Source organism: Microbacterium meiriae, from assembly GCF_040702565.1.
Lineage (GTDB): Bacteria > Actinomycetota > Actinomycetes > Actinomycetales > Microbacteriaceae > Microbacterium > Microbacterium meiriae.
This window is the reverse complement of the sequence record NZ_JBFBLJ010000002.1, coordinates 79,280-96,277: the sequence shown is the minus strand read 5'-3', so window position 1 is coordinate 96,277 and position 16,998 is coordinate 79,280. Positions and strand designations below refer to the sequence as shown.

General features: G+C 71.6%; 16 protein-coding genes. 10 read left to right on the top strand and 6 right to left on the bottom strand.

What is annotated here, in order from left to right; genetic code table 11:
* Window positions 1-88 precede the first annotated feature (88 nt).
* The 9 genes from AB0310_RS07895 to AB0310_RS07855 all read left to right on the top strand — a co-directional run bounded on the left by AB0310_RS07895 (window position 89) and on the right by AB0310_RS07855 (window position 9,659).
* The gene (locus tag AB0310_RS07895) at window positions 89-1,258 is read left to right on the top strand and encodes a Gfo/Idh/MocA family protein (protein WP_366236965.1); all 1,170 of its coding nucleotides are present in this window, start codon (window positions 89-91) and stop codon (window positions 1,256-1,258) included.
* Window positions 1,255-2,475 carry a DUF993 family protein gene (locus AB0310_RS07890; RefSeq protein WP_292794945.1) on the top strand — a complete coding sequence of 407 codons (1,221 nt, stop codon included), beginning with the start codon at window positions 1,255-1,257 and terminating at the stop codon, window positions 2,473-2,475. The genes AB0310_RS07895 and AB0310_RS07890 overlap by 4 nt, the downstream gene beginning before the upstream one ends.
* Window positions 2,472-3,389 (top strand): sugar phosphate isomerase/epimerase family protein, encoded by a 918-nt coding sequence (locus AB0310_RS07885; RefSeq protein ID WP_292794943.1) that lies wholly within the window; start codon window positions 2,472-2,474, stop codon window positions 3,387-3,389. Before AB0310_RS07890 ends, AB0310_RS07885 begins: the two co-directional genes overlap by 4 nt.
* Before the next feature lie 406 nt (window positions 3,390-3,795).
* Window positions 3,796-4,560, top strand: a complete 765-nt coding sequence (locus AB0310_RS07880) for a sugar phosphate isomerase/epimerase family protein (RefSeq protein ID WP_366236964.1) — start codon at window positions 3,796-3,798, stop codon at window positions 4,558-4,560.
* Window positions 4,561-4,603: 43 nt separating this feature from the next.
* The gene (locus AB0310_RS07875; RefSeq protein WP_366236963.1) at window positions 4,604-5,671 is read left to right on the top strand and encodes a LacI family DNA-binding transcriptional regulator; all 1,068 of its coding nucleotides are present in this window, start codon (window positions 4,604-4,606) and stop codon (window positions 5,669-5,671) included.
* Window positions 5,668-6,771, top strand: a complete 1,104-nt coding sequence (locus AB0310_RS07870) for a glycerate kinase (RefSeq protein WP_366236962.1) — start codon at window positions 5,668-5,670, stop codon at window positions 6,769-6,771. The genes AB0310_RS07875 and AB0310_RS07870 overlap by 4 nt, the downstream gene beginning before the upstream one ends.
* 141 nt (window positions 6,772-6,912) lie before the next feature.
* The gene (locus AB0310_RS07865; RefSeq protein WP_085605959.1) at window positions 6,913-7,764 is read left to right on the top strand and encodes an ABC transporter permease; all 852 of its coding nucleotides are present in this window, start codon (window positions 6,913-6,915) and stop codon (window positions 7,762-7,764) included.
* A 30-nt stretch (window positions 7,765-7,794) separates the two neighbouring features.
* The gene (locus AB0310_RS07860) at window positions 7,795-8,829 is read left to right on the top strand and encodes an ABC transporter substrate-binding protein (protein WP_366236961.1); all 1,035 of its coding nucleotides are present in this window, start codon (window positions 7,795-7,797) and stop codon (window positions 8,827-8,829) included.
* 11 nt (window positions 8,830-8,840) lie between these two features.
* Complete coding sequence (locus tag AB0310_RS07855; RefSeq protein ID WP_060922883.1) at window positions 8,841-9,659, top strand: ABC transporter ATP-binding protein; 819 nt, start codon at window positions 8,841-8,843, stop codon at window positions 9,657-9,659.
* A gap of 658 nt (window positions 9,660-10,317) precedes the next feature.
* Here AB0310_RS07855 and pgm read toward each other — a convergent pair.
* Window positions 10,318-11,961 carry a phosphoglucomutase (alpha-D-glucose-1,6-bisphosphate-dependent) gene (pgm, locus tag AB0310_RS07850; protein WP_366236960.1) on the bottom strand — a complete coding sequence of 548 codons (1,644 nt, stop codon included), beginning with the start codon at window positions 11,959-11,961 and terminating at the stop codon, window positions 10,318-10,320.
* 45 nt (window positions 11,962-12,006) lie between these two features.
* Here pgm and pheA point away from each other — a divergent pair, with 45 nt between their 5' ends.
* Window positions 12,007-12,990, top strand: coding sequence for a prephenate dehydratase (pheA, locus tag AB0310_RS07845; RefSeq protein ID WP_259953402.1), 984 nt, complete (start codon window positions 12,007-12,009; stop codon window positions 12,988-12,990).
* A 473-nt stretch (window positions 12,991-13,463) separates the two neighbouring features.
* Here the strand turns inward: pheA and AB0310_RS07840 are convergent, their stop codons facing one another.
* The 5 genes from AB0310_RS07840 to AB0310_RS07820 form a co-directional block, all read right to left on the bottom strand.
* The gene (locus AB0310_RS07840; protein ID WP_101848254.1) at window positions 13,464-13,670 is read right to left on the bottom strand and encodes a methyltransferase; all 207 of its coding nucleotides are present in this window, start codon (window positions 13,668-13,670) and stop codon (window positions 13,464-13,466) included.
* Window positions 13,671-13,771: 101 nt separating this feature from the next.
* Complete coding sequence (locus tag AB0310_RS07835) at window positions 13,772-14,203, bottom strand: endonuclease domain-containing protein (RefSeq protein WP_366236959.1); 432 nt, start codon at window positions 14,201-14,203, stop codon at window positions 13,772-13,774.
* Between the two features lie 891 nt (window positions 14,204-15,094).
* The gene (locus AB0310_RS07830) at window positions 15,095-16,132 is read right to left on the bottom strand and encodes an LLM class flavin-dependent oxidoreductase (protein ID WP_366236958.1); all 1,038 of its coding nucleotides are present in this window, start codon (window positions 16,130-16,132) and stop codon (window positions 15,095-15,097) included.
* 36 nt (window positions 16,133-16,168) lie between these two features.
* A complete protein-coding gene (locus tag AB0310_RS07825) occupies window positions 16,169-16,396 on the bottom strand; it encodes a DUF2795 domain-containing protein (protein WP_259953410.1) in 228 nt (75 codons plus the stop codon).
* 66 nt (window positions 16,397-16,462) lie between these two features.
* The gene (locus AB0310_RS07820; protein ID WP_025105470.1) at window positions 16,463-16,885 is read right to left on the bottom strand and encodes an Hsp20/alpha crystallin family protein; all 423 of its coding nucleotides are present in this window, start codon (window positions 16,883-16,885) and stop codon (window positions 16,463-16,465) included.
* Window positions 16,886-16,998: the final 113 nt, after the last annotated feature.

Here is a 16,998-nt window from a genome sequence, read left to right as displayed (position 1 = left end):
TCGAGCGTCTCATGCCATGATCTCGGAAAGCGCTTACCAACATTCTCCTGTCAGCGCCGACAGCTTCCACCGAGAGGAACGGACCGAGATGGCACAGGCCCCCACCCGCGAGATCGGGATCATCATGAACGGCGTCTCCGGGCGCATGGGATACCGGCAGCACCTGGTGCGGTCGATCCTCGCGATCCGTGACGACGGCGGGATCGAGCTCCCCGACGGCAGCCGCGTGACCGTGCGGCCGATCCTCGTCGGACGCAGCGAGGCCAAGCTGGCCGAACTGGCGGCGAAGCACGGCATCGAGGACTGGACGACCGATCTGGACGCGGCCCTCGCCGACCCGCAGTGGGAGATCTACGCCGACTTCCTCGTCACGAAGGCCCGGGCATCCGCGATCCGGAAGGCCATCGCCGCCGGCAAGGCGATCTACACCGAGAAGCCCACGGCCGAGTCGCTCGACGAGGCTCTGGAGCTCGCCCGCCTCGCCCGCGACGCCGGTGTGAAGACCGGCGTCGTCCACGACAAGCTCTACCTCCCGGGGCTGCAGAAGCTCAAGCGCCTCATCGACTCGGGCTTCTTCGGCCGCATCCTCTCCGTCCGGGGCGAGTTCGGCTACTGGGTGTTCGAGGGCGACTGGCAGCCCGCGCAGCGTCCGAGCTGGAACTACCGCACCGAGGACGGCGGCGGCATCATCACCGACATGTTCCCGCACTGGAACTACGTCCTGGAGAACCTGTTCGGCGAGGTCAAGAGCGTCTATGCACAGGCCGCGGTGCACATCGCCGACCGCTGGGACGAGAAGGGCGAGCACTACACGGCCACGGCCGAGGACGCCGCCTACGGCATCTTCGAGCTCGACGGCGGGGCGATCGCCGAGATCAACTCCTCGTGGACCGTGCGGGTGAACCGCGACGAGCTCGTGGAGTTCCAGGTCGACGGCACGCACGGCTCCGCGGTCGTCGGACTGTTCGGTGCGAAGATCCAGCCCCGCAACGCCACGCCCAAGCCCGTGTGGAACCCCGACCTGGAGGACAGCCACGACTACGACGCCGACTGGCAGCAGGTGCCGACGAACGACGTGTTCCAGAACGGCTTCCGGCAGCAGTGGGAGGAGTACCTCACCTCGTTCGCCCTCGGGACGGACTACCCGTTCGACATGCTCGCCGGCGCGCGCGGGGTCCAGTTCGCCGAGGCCGGACTCGCGTCCAGCGCCGAGGGACGCAAGATCGTGCTCGAGCCCCTGACCCTGGACGAGGCATGACCACCCTCCGCCTGCTCGCCGCCGACGGCCGCACCGCCGACACGGAGCTCCGCGAGGTCGCCGGTGTCACGCGGCCGGAGGGCCCGCTCCGCAGCCGGGTGGCCTACGCCGCCGCGCACGTCGTCCCGAAGGTCCACGCGGACAACACCCCGGGACAGCCGGCCGACATCGACTGGGACGCGACCCTCGCCTTCCGCCGCAACGTGTACTCGTGGGGTCTCGGCGTCGCCGACGCGATGGACACCGCGCAGCGCAACATGGGGCTGGATGCGGCGGCGGTGCGCGAGCTCATCGCCCGCAGCGCCGAGGTCGCCCGCGAGGAGGGCGGCACGGTCGTGGTCGGGGTCAACACCGATCATGTCGACGAGGAGCGCATCTCGCTCGATCAGGTGATCGCCGCCTATCTCGAGCAGCTGCACTTCGCCGAGGAGCAGGGGGCGGGGCCGGTGGTCATGGCCTCGCGGCACCTGGCTCGGGTCGCGGAGACCGCCGACGACTATCGCCGCGTCTACCGCGAGGTGCTCTCTCGCGCGTCGGTCCCCGTCGTGCTGCACTGGCTCGGCACCGCGTTCGACCCGGAGCTCGCGGGCTACTTCGCGCCCTCGTCGCCCGCCGGGAGCGGTGGTCCCGCGTGGCAGGAGGCCGCCGGGGTGCTGCTCGACATCATCGGCGAGAACCGCGCCGCTGTCGCCGGGGTGAAGATGAGCCTGCTCGACGCGGACTCCGAGGTGTGGGTACGCGAGCGGCTGCCGGAGGGCGTGCGCATGTTCACCGGCGACGACTTCCACTACGTCGGCCTCATCGGCGGGGACAGCCTGACCGGGGCTGCCGCGCCCGAGGGGTCCGCGTCGCGCGGTCACTCGGATGCGCTGCTCGGCGCGTTCGCCGCGCTCGCCCCGGTGGCCTCCGCCGCGATCCAGGCCCTCGACGCGAACGACCCGGAGCGGTACCTCGACCTCCTCGGCCCGACGGAGGAGCTGAGTCGGCAGGTGTTCGCGGCACCGACTTACTACTACAAGACCGGGGTCGCCTTCCTGTCCTGGCTCAACGGCCATCAGCCCGCGTTCCAGATGGTCGGGGGGCTGCATTCCGCACGGAGCCTGCCGCACCTCAGCCGCATCGTCGAGCTGGCGAACGGGGCGCTCGCCCTGGAGCGGCCGGAGCTCGCCCGGGAGCGATGGCACGGCCTGCTCCGGCTGAACGGGGTGGACGCATGACCGCCCCCCGGAGCCTGGCGGCGGAGCGCGAGTCCCGGACACCCGGCGTCGGGACCGTGCCGCATCCGCGGCTCTCGATCAACCAGGCCACCGTGAAGCACGCGGACCTCGCCACGGCCCTGCGCGTCACGGCGGCGGCGGGGGTCGAGGCCATCGGCCTGTGGCGGGAGCCCGTGCAGGCGGTGGGACTCGATGTCGCCGCCCGCATGCTGACCGACTCCGGCCTGCGCTTCACGACGCACTGCCGCGGGGGCTTCTTCACGCTTCCGCCCGGTCCGGAGCGTGACGCCGCGCTCGACGACAACCGCCGGGCGATCGAGGAGGCGGCCACCCTCGCGGCGGCCGGTGCGGAGGGCTCGACCGCGGTGCTCGTCCTCGTCGCCGGCGGTCTGCCCGAGGGGTCGCGTGACCTCGTCGGGGCGCGTGAGCGTGTCCGCGACGCCATCGGCGCCCTCGCGGACGACGCTCGCGCCGCCGGGGTCACCCTTGCGATCGAGCCGCTGCATCCGATGTACGCCTCCGACCGTGCCGTGGTCTCCACCCTCGGTCAGGCGCTCGACATCGCCGCGGACTTCGACCCTTCCGTGGTCGGTGCCGCGGTCGACACGTTCCACATCTGGTGGGATCCGCAGGTGCTCGACCAGATCGCCAGGGCCGGACGGGAGGGGCGCATCGCCACGTACCAGGTGTGCGACTGGAAGACCCCCCTCGCCGCAGACCCCCTGCTCTCCCGGCACTATCCGGGGGACGGAGTGATCGACTTCGGCACCCTCACGCGGGCGGTGCAGGACACCGGCTACGACCGCGACATCGAGGTGGAGATCTTCCATGCCGACGTCTGGGCCGACGACCCGGCCCGTGTGGTCCGACGCACGGCCGAGGCCTTCGCGACGGCGGTCGCCCCCCACCTGTGAGCCCCGGTGACCCCCATCCCCGGTCCCTCCGTCTCCGGCCCCTCCTTGGTCCCGGTCCCTCGTCTCCGGTCCCTCCTTGGTCCCGGTCCCTCCGTCTCCGGTCCCTCCTTGGTCCCGGCGTGGTTCCGGATGCACGACCCGTTCCCGGATGCACGACCCGTCCCCGGGTGTCGGTCGTCCCGACGTGCCCGGGTCGTGCATCCGTCCCGGTCCCGTCGTCGTGTGTCGGTCGTCGTGTGTCGGCCGACGGGGGGACACCTGCACGACCCGGGTCCGTGGGCACGATCAGACCTAGGTTTCGGTCGTGCAGGCGGGACGGGGTCGTGCAGGTGGGACTCGAGGACGGGGAACGGAACGGGCCGGGACGTCCGACCAAGGAGATCGGGAGGACTGAGAGGATGACGGGATGACGGGGATCCGTGCGGGACTGTGCTCGGTGACGTTCCGTGCCCTGCCGCCGGAGAGGATCGTCGCGCTCGCGGCCGCCGCGGGTCTCGACGTGATCGAGTGGGGCGGGGACGTGCATGTGCCACCGGGGGAGGTCGGCCGCGCGGCGGAGGTCGCGCGGATGACCACGGATGCCGGGCTCGCCGTCGCGTCCTACGGGTCGTACTTCCGCGCCGGATCGGAGGAGTCGCTGACCGCGGTCCTCGACAGTGCCGCGGCCCTCGGAGCCGACCGCGTGCGGGTGTGGGCAGGGAGTCACGGCTCCGCGGAGGTGTCCGCGCAGGAGCGTGCCCGCGTCGTGACGCGGCTCCGCGCGGCGGCGGTCGAGGCGGCTGCCCGCGGTATCGGGCTCGCCCTGGAGTTCCACGGCGGCACGCTCGCCGACACCGCCCCGGCCACCCTCGAGCTCCTGCACGAGGTCGACCACCCGATGCTGTCGACGTACTGGCAGCCCACGGTCGGCGCCGCCGTCCCCGCGGTGCTCGAGGAGTTCCGTCGGCTCAGCCCCCATGTCTCCGCCGCTCATGTCTTCTCCTGGTGGCCGCGCACCGAACGGCACCCGCTGCGCTCGAGGTCCGCGCTCTGGACACGGTTCTTCGCGGAAGCGGCCGCCACCCCGCACCCGCCGCGTGACGCCCTGTTGGAGTTCGTGCCCGACGACGCCCCCGAGCTCCTCGCCGGTGAGGCCGCCGCCCTGCTCGGTTTCCTCGGACGGCGGCCGTGAGCGTCCCTCGAAGCGGATCCGTCCTCGTCGGTAGGCTCAGAGCATGACCCCGTCCGCCACACCGGCAGAGCCGCCGGCCGCGCGTCGCCCCCGTCACGCCCGGGGACCGGCGCCCACGCTGCATGACGTCGCGCTCGAGGCCGGGGTCTCGCTGGCGACCGCCTCTCGCGTGCTGAACGGTTCCGAGCGCAAGGTCGCGGCGCCCTTCCGGGAACGCGTGGAGGCCGCCGCCGAAGCCCTCGGCTACACCGCCAACGTCTCCGCGCAGGCGACCGCCCGCGGACGCTCGCCGGTGATCGCGCTCCTCGTCGCGGACATCGCCGACCCCTACTTCGGACTCATCGCATCGGGGGTCGCGCGGGGTGCCGACGAGCAGGGTCTCGTCGTGACCGTGGCCATCACCGAGCGCGACCCGGCGCGGGAGGCGCGGATCGTCCGTGCGCTGCGCGGACAGCGACCGCAGGGGCTCATCCTCGCCGCCTCGCGCACGCAGGAGGAGGGGCAGGCGGAGACCGCCCGCGAGCTCGCCGAGTTCACCCGCCTCGGGGGCCGTGTCGTCGCGTTCGGCGCGGACGGCGACGGCGACCGCCGGGTGGAGATCGACAACCGGGCCGGGGCCGCCGCGCTCGGCCGTCGGATGGCGGAACTCGGGTATCGCTCGGCAGTGCTCGTCGGGGCGGCGGAGGGCGTGCGCACCTCGGACGACCGGCTGGCGGGCTTCCGCGCCGGGTTCGCGGAGGGCGGCGGCGAGGTCGCGCAGACCGTCCGCGGAGACTTCCGCCGCGAGTCGGCGGCGGCGGCGATGGCCGAGGCCCTGGCAGCCGGGGTCCCCGAGGGTACCGTCGTGTTCGGCATCAGCGACGTGGTGGCCATCGGGGCGATGGCGGCCATCCGCGCGGCGGGCCGGGAGGTCGGCGCGGACATCGCCGTCTGCGGTTTCGACGACGTGCCCTCGAGTCGCGATGTGACACCGGCCCTCACCACGGTCTGCGTGCCGCTGAGCGATGCCGGGTATCAGGCCTTCCGCGCGATCGTCGACGAGGACTGGCAGCAGCCGACGCTCCCGCTCGAGGTGGTCGTGCGCGCGAGCACCCCGGGGCTCCGGGCATGACCCGCGTCGTCATCGCTCCGGACAGTTTCAAGGGCACGATCACGGCGGCGGAGGCCGCGGCAGCGCTCGCCGACGGCTGGCGGGAGGTCGAGCCGGCGGCGGACATCGTCCTCCGCCCGATGGCCGACGGCGGGGAGGGGACCGTCGCGGCGTTCGCGACGGCCGTACCGGATGCACAGCGCATGCCGGTCACCGTCGACGGCCCGGCGGGCGCTCCCGTCGAGACGTCCTGGCTGCTCCTGCCGAGCACGACCGATGCTCCCGGCGGCACGGGCGTCGTCGACATCGCCTCGACCTCGGGCATCGAGCTCCTCGACGGCCTGCGGCCCTGGGATGCCGATACGACCGGCTTCGGGCAGGCGATCGCCGCCGCCCTCGATCACGGCGTCTCGCGACTGATCCTCGGCATCGGCTCCAGCGCCTCGACCGACGGCGGCACCGGCATGCTCGCCGCCCTCGGCGCGCGCTTCCTCGACGGGGACGGTCGGCCGGTCGCGAGGGGAGCCCGGGGTCTGGCGGACATCGCCACGGCGGATCTCGGCGCGCTGCGCACCGCGCCGGATGTCCGCGTGCTGACCGATGTCACGAATCCGCTCACCGGGTCTTGCGGCGCGGCGGCGGTGTTCGGTCCGCAGAAGGGGCTCACGGAGCCCGGCGACATCGCCCGGGTCGACGACGCGCTCGCCGGTCTCGCCGCCCTCCTTCCCGTCGATCCGCAGCTCCCCGGCACGGGTGCCGCCGGCGGTACGGGGGCGGCGCTCGTGCGCTGGGGCGGGATCCTCGCCCCGGGGGCGGCCGAGGTGGCCGCGCTCGTCGAACTGGCCGGGGCCGTCCGTGGCGCCGAGGCCGTGATCACCGGCGAGGGGTCGTACGACGGACAGTCGGGTGACGGGAAGGTGCCGTCCTTCCTCGCCGCGCTCGCCGTCGAGGCGGGGGCGCGTCCTCTGCTCGCCGCGGGTCGGATCGCGGACGATGCCGACGCCGGCCTGTTCACGCGGGCCGTGTCGCTGACCGCGTTGGCGGGGTCGTCCGCCGCCGCCGTGGCCGACCCCGCGCGCTGGCTCCGGGTCGCGGGCGCGGAGCTGGCCCGGTCGCGGTGACCGACCCGGAGGCCGCCCCGACGCGCGAGATCCGCGCGGGTGCGACACGGTGCGTTGACACGGCAGAACGGTCGGCATAGACTCGCAACACCGAACGGGAATGCGCTTTCCCGAATCCTTCACGAAGATGTCGAGGACCCCATGTCGTCTGCCCCCTCCGCGACCATGACCCTGGCGATCGCCGCCGACCGCCCCGAGCCTCCGGGCATCGTCCGCTGGTGGAGCCGTCACTGGCACCCGCTCGTCTTCGTGCTCGCGGTGCTCGCCCTCTGGTGGGTCTCCACGAGCCTCGGGTGGGTGCCCGCGTTCATCATCCCGTCGCCCGCCGACACCTGGGCGGCCTTCACCGACAACGCCGCCTACCTCGCGCAGAACACCTGGGTCACCACCTACGAGACCGTGATCGGTTTCGTCATCGCGGTCGTCGTCGGCGTCCTCGTCGCCGTGCTCATGGTGTACTCGCGGGGTCTGGAGCAGACGCTCTACCCGGTCATCCTCTTCGCCCAGGTCATCCCGAAGATCGCGATCGCTCCGCTGTTCGTGGTCTGGCTCGGGTTCGGCGCGGAGCCGAAGATCCTCGTGGCCGTGCTCATGGCGTTCTTCCCGGTCGTCATCTCGGGCCTCGCGGGCCTGCGCACCGTCGACCCGGAGATCCTCCAGCTCGCGTCGACCATGGGAGCGAGCCGCTTCAAGACCTTCCTCAAGGTGCGGCTGCCCGCGGCGCTGCCCGAGCTCCTCTCCGGTCTCAAGGTCGCCGCGACGCTCGCGGTCACCGGTGCCGTCGTCGGCGAGTTCGTCGGCGCGAACGAGGGCCTCGGCTACGTGATCCTGCAGGCCAACGGCAACCTCGACACCGCCATGCTCTTCGCCGCGCTCATCATCATGTCGCTGCTCGGCGTCATCCTCTTCGGCATCATCCAGATCGCCGAACGCTTCCTCATCCCGTGGCACGCCTCCAAGCGCGACGTCGCCGCGGCCACCGTCCGACTCTGACCCCCCTCGCCCCCACGAAAGAAGGCACTGATGAAGAAGTCAGGCACCATCCTCAGCTCGATCGCCCTCGCGTCCGCCGCGGTGCTCGCCCTCTCCGGCTGCGGAGGATCGACGACCCCGGCGAGCTCCGGCGACGGTGACGGCGGGGAGCTCACGCCCGTCACCCTCATGCTCAACTGGTACCCGTACGGCGAGCACGCGGCGTTCTACTACGGCGTCGACCAGGGCATCTTCGAGGAGCACGGCATCGATCTCACGATCAAGGCCGGCCAGGGCTCGACGAAGACCGCGCAGGCCGTCGGGCAGGGGCAGGTCGACTTCGGCTGGGCGGACACCCCCGCCGTCCTCGCGAACATCGACAAGGGCGTCGGCATCAAGAGCGTCGGCGTCTTCCTGCAGACCACGCCGTCGGCCGTGCAGGTCTTCGCCGACTCCGGCATCTCCAGCCCCGAAGACCTCAAGGGCAAGACCATCGCGGTCTCCGCGGGCGACGCCCCGACCACGACCTTCCCGATGTACCTCGAGGCCGTGGGCCTGGAGGAGGGCGATGTGACGCAGCAGAACCTCGACGCCGCGGGGAAGATCGCCGCCATGCTGTCCGGGAAGGTCGACGGTCTCATCGGCTTCGCACATGACCAGGGTCCGACCATCGCCGACAAGAGCGGCAAGGACGTCGAGTACCTGCGCTACTCCGACGCCGGCCTGAACTTCTTCAGCAACGGCCTCATCGCGCCGACCGACACCATCGAGAACGACCCGGAGCTCGTCGAGGCGCTGGTCGCCGCGACCTCGGAGGCTTTCGACGCCGCGCAGGAGGACCCCGAGGCCGCAGTGGCCGCGATGGAGGGCAAGGACCCGCAGATGCCGTCGCAGGAGGTCCTGCTGCACCAGTGGGAGGAGACCATCGAGCTGCTCCACACCGACGCCACCGAGGGCCAGGCTCCCGGCGCGAACGCCACCGAGGACTGGGAGTCCACGTTGGAGGTGCTGTCCGAGGCCGGGCTCATCTCGGGCGACGGCGATGTGGAGACCTACTTCGACGACGCCTTCACCCCCGGGAAGTGAGACCGATCGTCATGGACACTCACGTTCAGCAGGAACGCGGACCCGCGGCCACGAGCACCGCTCCGGCGCTCGAGGTCTCGGATCTCGCGATCACCTTCGCCTCCAAGCGGCGCCAGGTCACGGCCCTCGAGGGCGTCGACCTGCGCGTCGAGGAGGGGGAGTTCCTCTCCATCGCCGGGCCCTCGGGCTGCGGCAAGTCGACCCTCCTGAAGGCCGTCGCCGGACTCACCGCTCCGAGCCGGGGCAGCATCCGCCTGCGCGGCGACGAGGTCCGGGGTCCGCGGCAGGACATCGGCTACGTGTTCCAGCGGGCGGCGCTCCTGGAATGGCGCAGCGTCCGCGGCAACATCCTCCTGCAGGCCGAGATGCGCGGGATGGACATGCGCAAGGCCCAGGCCCGTGCCGACGAGCTCATCGAGATGACCGGCCTCACCGGCTTCGAGAAGTCGCTGCCGCACGAGCTCTCCGGCGGCATGCAGCAGCGGGTGTCGCTGTGTCGGGCGCTGCTGCACGAGCCGCGGGTGCTGCTCATGGACGAGCCGTTCGGTGCCCTCGACGCCCTTACGCGTGAGCGCATGAACGTCGAGCTCAACCGGATCTGGAGCGCCACCGGCACGACCGTGCTGCTCGTGACCCACTCGGTCGCGGAGGCCGTCTACCTCGCCAGCCGCGTCATCGTGATGGGTCCGCGCCCCGGACGGATCCTGGAGGAGCACCGCGTCGACCTCCCGGCCCGCCGCGGCTACGCCGACGTTCTGGAGACGGAGGAGTTCCACCGCGTCTCCAGCCGCGTCCGCGAGCTCCTCGGCTCCTCCACCGACGCCGACTGACCCCGTCCCGTCCCGTCCCGTCCCGCCCCGTCCCGTCCCGCCCCGTCCCGTCCGGCCCCGTCCGGTCCCGTCCCGTCCCGCCCCGTCCCGTCCGGGATCGTCCGGGATCGAAACCGCCCCTCCGCGAAGGCCCCCAGGGACGTTTTCGATCCCGCGACAGGGGTGGCCGGCGGGACGGGATCGAAACCGCTCCTCCGCGGTCTCTCGCGGGGACGTTTTCGATCCCGCGACCGGGGTGGCCCGCGGGACGGGATCGAAACCGCTCCTTCGCGGTCTCTCGCAGGGACGTTTTGGATCCCGCGACAGGGGTGGCCGGCGGGACGGGATCGAAACCGCTCCTCCGCGATCTCTCGCAGGGACGTTTTCGACCCCGCGACCGGGAGCGGTGGGCGGAAGACGGGCGGCCGACCTGCGACAACGGAAGGACTCGTCGCCACGGCCTTGGGACGTACGCGCGCACTCGGTGGATTCGCTCGACCCGGGTCGCGGGATCGATCACGTCCCACTCCGGCGCGTGCCAGGCGCACTCTCGATCCCGCACGAGGTGTCCACCGGGGTGCGGGATCGAAAACTCCCCTCGGCGGTGGCCGAGGGGAGCGGTTTCGATCCCGCGGCACCCGCGGATCCCGCGGCACCCGCGGATCCCGCGGGGGCGGAGTCAGTCGCCGAGGGCGGCGGACACCACGGCGCGGGCTTCGGCCTGCACCTCGGCGAGGTGCTCGGGGCCGCGCAGGCTCTCGGCGTAGAGCTTGTAGACGTCCTCGGTGCCGGACGGTCGCGCGGCGAACCAGGCGTGCGGAGTCTGCACCTTCAGGCCGCCGATCGCCGCACCGTTGCCGGGAGCGTGCGAGAGCTTCGCGACGATGTCCTCGCCGGCGAGGGTGGTCGCCGTCACCGATTCCGGAGTCAGCTTGCCCAGCGTCGCCTTCTGCTCAGGGGTGGCCGGGGCGTCGACGCGCTGGTAGGCGGACGAACCGAAGGCGTCCTCGAGCTCCGCGTAGCGCTGCGACGGGGTCTTGCCGGTCACCGCGAGGATCTCCGCCGCGAGCAGGCAGAGGAGGATGCCGTCCTTGTCGGTCGACCATACGGAGCCGTCGTGCCGCAGGAACGAGGCCCCCGCCGACTCCTCGCCGCCGAACGCCACGGAACCGTCGAGCAGCCCGGGCACGAACCACTTGAAGCCGACCGGGACCTCCAGCAGACGCCTCCCGAGCGACTCGGCCACGCGGTCGATGATCATCGACGACACCAGCGTCTTGCCGACCGCCGACTCGCGCGGCCAGTGCTCCCGGTGCGAGAAGAGGTAGTCGATGGCGACGGCGAGGAAGTGGTTCGGGTTCATGAGCCCGGCGTCGGGGGTGACGATGCCGTGCCGGTCCGCGTCCGCGTCGTTCCCGGTGAGGATGTCGTAGTCGCCCTTCTTCGCGACGAGCGACGCCATGGCCGACGGAGACGACGGGTCCATCCGGATCTTCTCGTCCCAGTCGAGGGTCATGAAGCGCCACGTGGGGTCGACCTCGGGATTGACGACCGTGAGGTCGATGTCGTGCATCTCGGCGATCAGCGACCAGTACTCCACCGAGGCGCCGCCCAGCGGGTCCGCGCCGATACGTACGCCGGCGCGGCGGATCGCCTCGATGTCGATGATCGACGGGAGGTCGCGCACGTAGGCGTCGCGGAAGTCGTATCCGGTGATGGCGTCCCAGTCCACGTCGGCGAAGCGCTCGCGGCGCACCTCGGCCAGGCCGCCCGCGATGAGCTGGTTGGCGCGGTCGGCGATCCAGCCGGTCGCATCGGTGTCGGCGGGACCGCCGTGGGGCGGGTTGTACTTGAAGCCGCCGTCGCGGGGCGGGTTGTGCGAGGGGGTCACGACGATGCCGTCCGCGCGCCCCGGGTCGTCGGCGGCGCGGTCGCGGTTGTACGTGAGGATCGCGTGACTCAGCGCCGGGGTCGGCACCCAGGAGTCCCGGGCGTCGACGCGCACGTCCACTCCGTTCGCGAGCAGGACCTCGATGGCGCTCCGCTCTGCGGGGAGGGAGAGGGCGTGGGTGTCGCGCCCCAGGAAGAGGGGGCCGGTGATGCCCTGCGCCGCACGGTAGTCGACGATCGCCTGGGTCGTGGCGAGGATGTGGTTCTCGTTGAAGCTCTTGGTGAGCGACGAGCCGCGGTGGCCGCTGGTGCCGAACACGACCCGTTCGCTCGGGACGTCCGGGTTCGGCACGCGGTCGTAGTAGGCGGCGATCAGCTCGTCGACGTCGATCAGGTCACTTTCCTCCGCGGGGAGGCCGGCACGGCTGCTCATGCACTCAGTCTGCCCCGTGCGGCGGATGCTCGCATCCGGCTTGACATGCGGGATTGCGATGAGTCACCGAGGGATAGGCTGAACGCCGTGACTGCACGCCGCACCTACAGCTATCTCGGACCAGCCGGAACCTTCACGGAGGCGGCGCTCGACCAGGTGGCCGAGGCCAGGGGGCAGGACTGGCGGCCGGTGCACAACGTGGGTGAGGCGCTCGCGGATGTGCTCGAAGGACGCAGCGACGCGGCCATGATCGCGATCGAGAACTCCATCGAGGGCGGTGTGTCCACCACGCAGGATGCGCTGGCGACTCTGCCGGGGCTCCGGATCATCGGCGAGTACCTCGTGCGGGTGAACTTCGTCCTCGTCGCACCGCGCGGCACCACTCTCGACCAGGTCGAGGTCATCGCCGCGCACCCTGTCGCCTACGCGCAGTGCCACGGCTGGCTCGGCGAACACCTTCCGACCCACTCGCACGTGCCGGCGGCGAGCAACGTCGCCTCGGCCATCGGTGTCCTCGACGGCAGCTCGCCCGCGCAGGCCGCGATCGCCGCCCCGGGTATCGTGCAGCACTACGACGTGGACGTCCTCGCCGAGGGCATCGGCGACAACGCGGCGGCCGTGACCCGGTTCGTCCTCGTCACGCGGACCACGCGTTCGCCCGCGCCGACCGGTGCCGACAAGACCTCGTTGATCGTGGAGCTCCCGCACGACCACCCTGGTTCGCTCCTCGAGATGCTGGAGCAGTTCTCGACGCGCGGCATCAACCTCTCGCTCATCGAGTCCCGGCCGATCGGCGACGAGCTCGGCCGGTACCGGTTCGTGATCGACGCGGACGGTCACATCGAGCACGAGCGGATGGCCGACGCCCTGCTCGGGATCCGCCGCTTCAGCCCCCGCGTGGTGTTCCTCGGGTCCTATCCCCGTGCCGATCGGCAGATCGTGCAGTACCCCGACCGCTACTCGGACGAGGTCTTCATCGAGGCCCGCGACTGGCTCCGCGGCATCCTCTCCGGCGAACCCGAGGCCTGAGTCTCGCCGCGGCCCGTGCGTCGCGCGCCCCCGTGTGCCGTGCGCATGCGGGATCCATCTCGCGCCTCCCCGACGCGGTCAACGCGCGGATTCCGTCCCGCAGTCCCGCCGGCCCGCAGCCCCGGAGTCCCGGAGTCCTGGAGTCCCGCAGGGATGCCGGGTGCGGGATCGAAAACGCACGTCCCCGACCCGACTCGCGCACGTTCTCCATCCCGCATCGCGCCGCATCATCTACGTGGGTTCGAGAATGCGCGTCTCCGGGCGCGGCGAGGAACCCTTTTGATCCCGGCGCCTGAGGCTGTGCGGGACGAGCGCGTCTGATCCCCGTACTCGTGGCCTTGCGGGGCAGCGTCCGGACACACCCACGCGGAGATACCGCCTCGCTCCCGCGGTAGCGATCACTGCGGGATCAGATTCGCGCCTCTCCCCGTCGCAGGAGGCGCCTTTCCGATCCCGCACGCGTGGTGGGGTGCTCAGTGCTCCTGGAACCGCGGCCAGGCGCTGCCGGGCAGCATGCGGGCGTGCAGCGCGCCCTTCGCGGAGGCGAGGCTGGGATAGGTGCCGGCCGCCGCGTCCGCTCCCGCCATGGTCACCACATAGCCGTCCTCATCGTGGCGGATGCTCCCCACCACACCGTTCGTCCCGTAGGCGACCCACAGTGCGAGTGTCTTGGTGCTCATCGTCGAACCCCTCTCTCTGCGGCCGAGGCTACGCCTCAGTGCGGCCCGGGGCCAGCCCCTTCCCGGGGAGAAGCCTTCCCGTTCGGCCCGTGACACGGACCTCAACCCCAGAGGTGGCGTCGAAGGTCGAGCGCACGACGGACGCGCGCGGCGAGAACCGTTCCGCCATCGCGCAGATCGAGCTCGGTCATCCGGATCACGAGCCACCCGTGGTCTTCGAGGTCGCGTTGGCGCCGGATATCGGCCCGCCACTGATCGCGGTCCGTCCGGTGGCCGTCGCCTTCGTACTCGATGGCGATGCGGTATTCCGGATAAGCGAGGTCGACCCTGGCGAGGAAGCGTCCGCCCGGGGAGACGACGTGCTGGACGGCGGGCTCCGGCAGTCCGAGGCTCACGAGCAGCAGGCGGGTCTCCGTCTCCTTCGGGGACTCGACACCCGGGCGCGCGAGCGGCAGCGCCTCTCGGATGCGGCCGCACCCGGGGAAGCGTCCCCATCGCACCAAGTGCCGTTCGATGCTGTCCGCGGTTGCCACAGGCCGGCCCGTCCTCAGCCCCGGATAGACATCGGACGCCGTTAGGAGGGCATCAAGCGCGACGACCATCGGCGTCGACGCGAACTCCCGTGCACACAGGAACAGTGTGCTGACCGGGTCGACCATCGGCACTCCGTTGACGTCCCACGCATCTGCCCGTCCGGGCGCGATACGGCGCCCCCGGACACCGGCCGTCCGGGGCGGTGATGTCCCGGTGGGCACAGCGACATCGAGGGGCTCGCTGGGTGACCAGCGGACGGGTGTGGGAAGGCCCCACAGTCGCAGGGCCGTACGGCCGGCGAAGGCCTGGCCCTGGCGGAGGCGCGGCAGGTAGGAGGCGACTCGATCGTCGAAGGTGGCGGGCTCCACCGTCGACCGCACGCCGGCGAACGGCCGCGAGAGGTCTCGGCTGGAGTACCTCTTCCGCCCGACCCCGATGGCAGCGGCGTCACGGACGGCGAAGTGAGGGCCGAGGTCAGGTGGAAGAGGGATCCGGTGTCGCATGCGTCCATGCTGTCCGTGGCGTGCCCGCCCTCCGACGGTCTCCTCTCGCTCCGTCCGGCTCCTGTGGAAAACCCGAACCTACACGGACCTGTGGCGAAGACGTCCCCGTCGAGCGGGATCAGAGATGCCCCTCCGATGGCGGTCCGAGGCACGTTTCTGGTCCCGCGTGCCGAGGCGCTCGGCGCACATGGCGTGAGCGAGGGGGCGGCGGGTGTCAAGGGTGCGGGATCAAAAAGGTGCCGCACGGGGCAGGCGGGGGACCGTTATCGATCCCGCACCTCGGAAGGGGCCGGACCCGGGATCAAAAGAGTGCCGGCCGGACCGCTCCGGGGACCGCTATCGATCCCGCGACGCGAGACGCGACGACTCACGCGCCCGAGACGCGACTCACGCGCCCGCGACGAGCTCCAGCGTCTTGGCGCGCCCCGCAGCCGAGTCCTTCGGCTCCGCGTCGTAGGCTCCGGCGACCGGGGAGAGCATGACCTCGTCCACCCCGTAGGTCGTCGCGAAGGAGCGGACCTCCGCGGCGACGGACTCCCCGGTGCCGACGAACCACCGTGACCGCGCGGCCTCGACCACCTGGTCCGTTGCGGCGTCGTGCTCTGCGGCGAGGGCCTGTTCGACGGTCTCCAGCGCGACGAGCGGCTGGTTGAGCCGGAGTCGCGCCATCATCCGCAGCTGCGGGAGGGCGCGGGCCTCCGCCTCCTCCGCGGTCGGTGCCGCGACGGCGTTCACGGTGAGGAAGGTCCGCGGCTCCGGATGCTCCTCGCTCGGACGGTAGTTCGTGCGGTAGAGGTCGAGGGCGCGTTCCAGGCCCTGTCCGGAGAAGTGGTTCGCGAACACGTACGGCAGGCCGAGGGAGGCGGCGAGCTGTGCGGAGTAGTCGCTCGACCCCAGCAGCCACACCTCGGGCACTCCTGTCGCGGCGGGGGTCGCCCGCACGGTGTACTCCCCGCCGGAGGTGAAGCGCACGGTGGCGCCGTCGGCGGTGAAGAGCGCCGCGATGTCCTGCACGTGCCGGGGAAACTGCTCCACGTCGCTGGTGGTCCCGGACCCCCGGAGGAGCTGGGTGATCACGGGGTCGCTGCCGGGGGCGCGGCCGAGGCCCAGGTCGATGCGTCCGGGCGCGATGGCTTCGAGGGCGGCGAACTGCTCGGCCACGATGAGGGGCGCGTGGTTCGGGAGCATGACGCCGCCGGAGCCGAGACGGATGCGGGAGGTGCGCGTGGCGGCGGCCGCGATGAGGACCGGCGGCGTGGTCGAGGCGACCGCGGGCATGTTGTGGTGCTCGGCGAACCAGTACCGGCGGTAGTCGAGCCGGTCGGCGGTCGCGGCGAGGGAGAGGGAGGCGGAGATGGCCTCGGCGCTGGTCTGGCCGGAGCGGACCGGCACGAGGTCGAGGACGGAGAGGGCGACGTCGTTCATCTCCGGATGCAACCTCGGCGGCCGCTCCGGCATTCCCTAGGCGGCGAGTCGCGAGGCGGGGGTGAGCGCGTCGGCGAGAGCGGTGCGGGCGAGGCGGTAGCGGATGAGCCAGGCGGCGCTGTAGCTCTGTTCGGGCAGGTCGCGCAGCACCGCGCGATCTTCCGCCGGCAGTCCGTCCCGCGCCGCTTCGCGCAGGAGATCGTCGCGGGTCGCCGGGTACTCCATGTCGGCGAGGAAACGGTCGAGGGTCGGGGAGAGTGCCATGATTCGTCCTTTCCGTGAGAAGAGGAGAAGAGCGGGGGCGGCGCGAGTGCACCGCCCCCAGGATGATCAGGCGTCGATCGCCTGGCGCTGTTCGCCGGACTCGACGACGATCTTGCGCGGCTTCGCCCGCTCGCTGACGGGGATGACGACCGACAGGACACCGCTCTCATACGAGGCGCTGATGTTGTCGAGGTCCACACCGTCGCCGAGCGAGAACTGGCGCAGGAACGACCCGGCCCCGCGCTCGCGGGCGAGCCAGCGCACGCCCTCACGGGTGTCGGCCGTGCGCTGGGCGCGGATCGTGAGCTGACCGCCGTCGAGGTCGACGTCGATGGAGCCCGGGTCGGCGCCGGGGAGGTCGGCGTGCAGGATGTAGCGGTCCCCGTCGCGGTACAGGTCCACCGGCATCGACCGGGGCGCGCGCACGGAGTCCAAGACGCTCGCGGCGAAGCGGTCGAGCTGGCTGAAGGGATCGAAGGTCAGTGCCATGAGGTTTCTCCTTTCGTGCGGCCCTGCAAGGGCTGAGGTGGTGTGCAGATTATCTGCACGTCAGGTATAGATTTGTTATAAAACACTTGCAGGATTCTTCGCAACCCCGACCT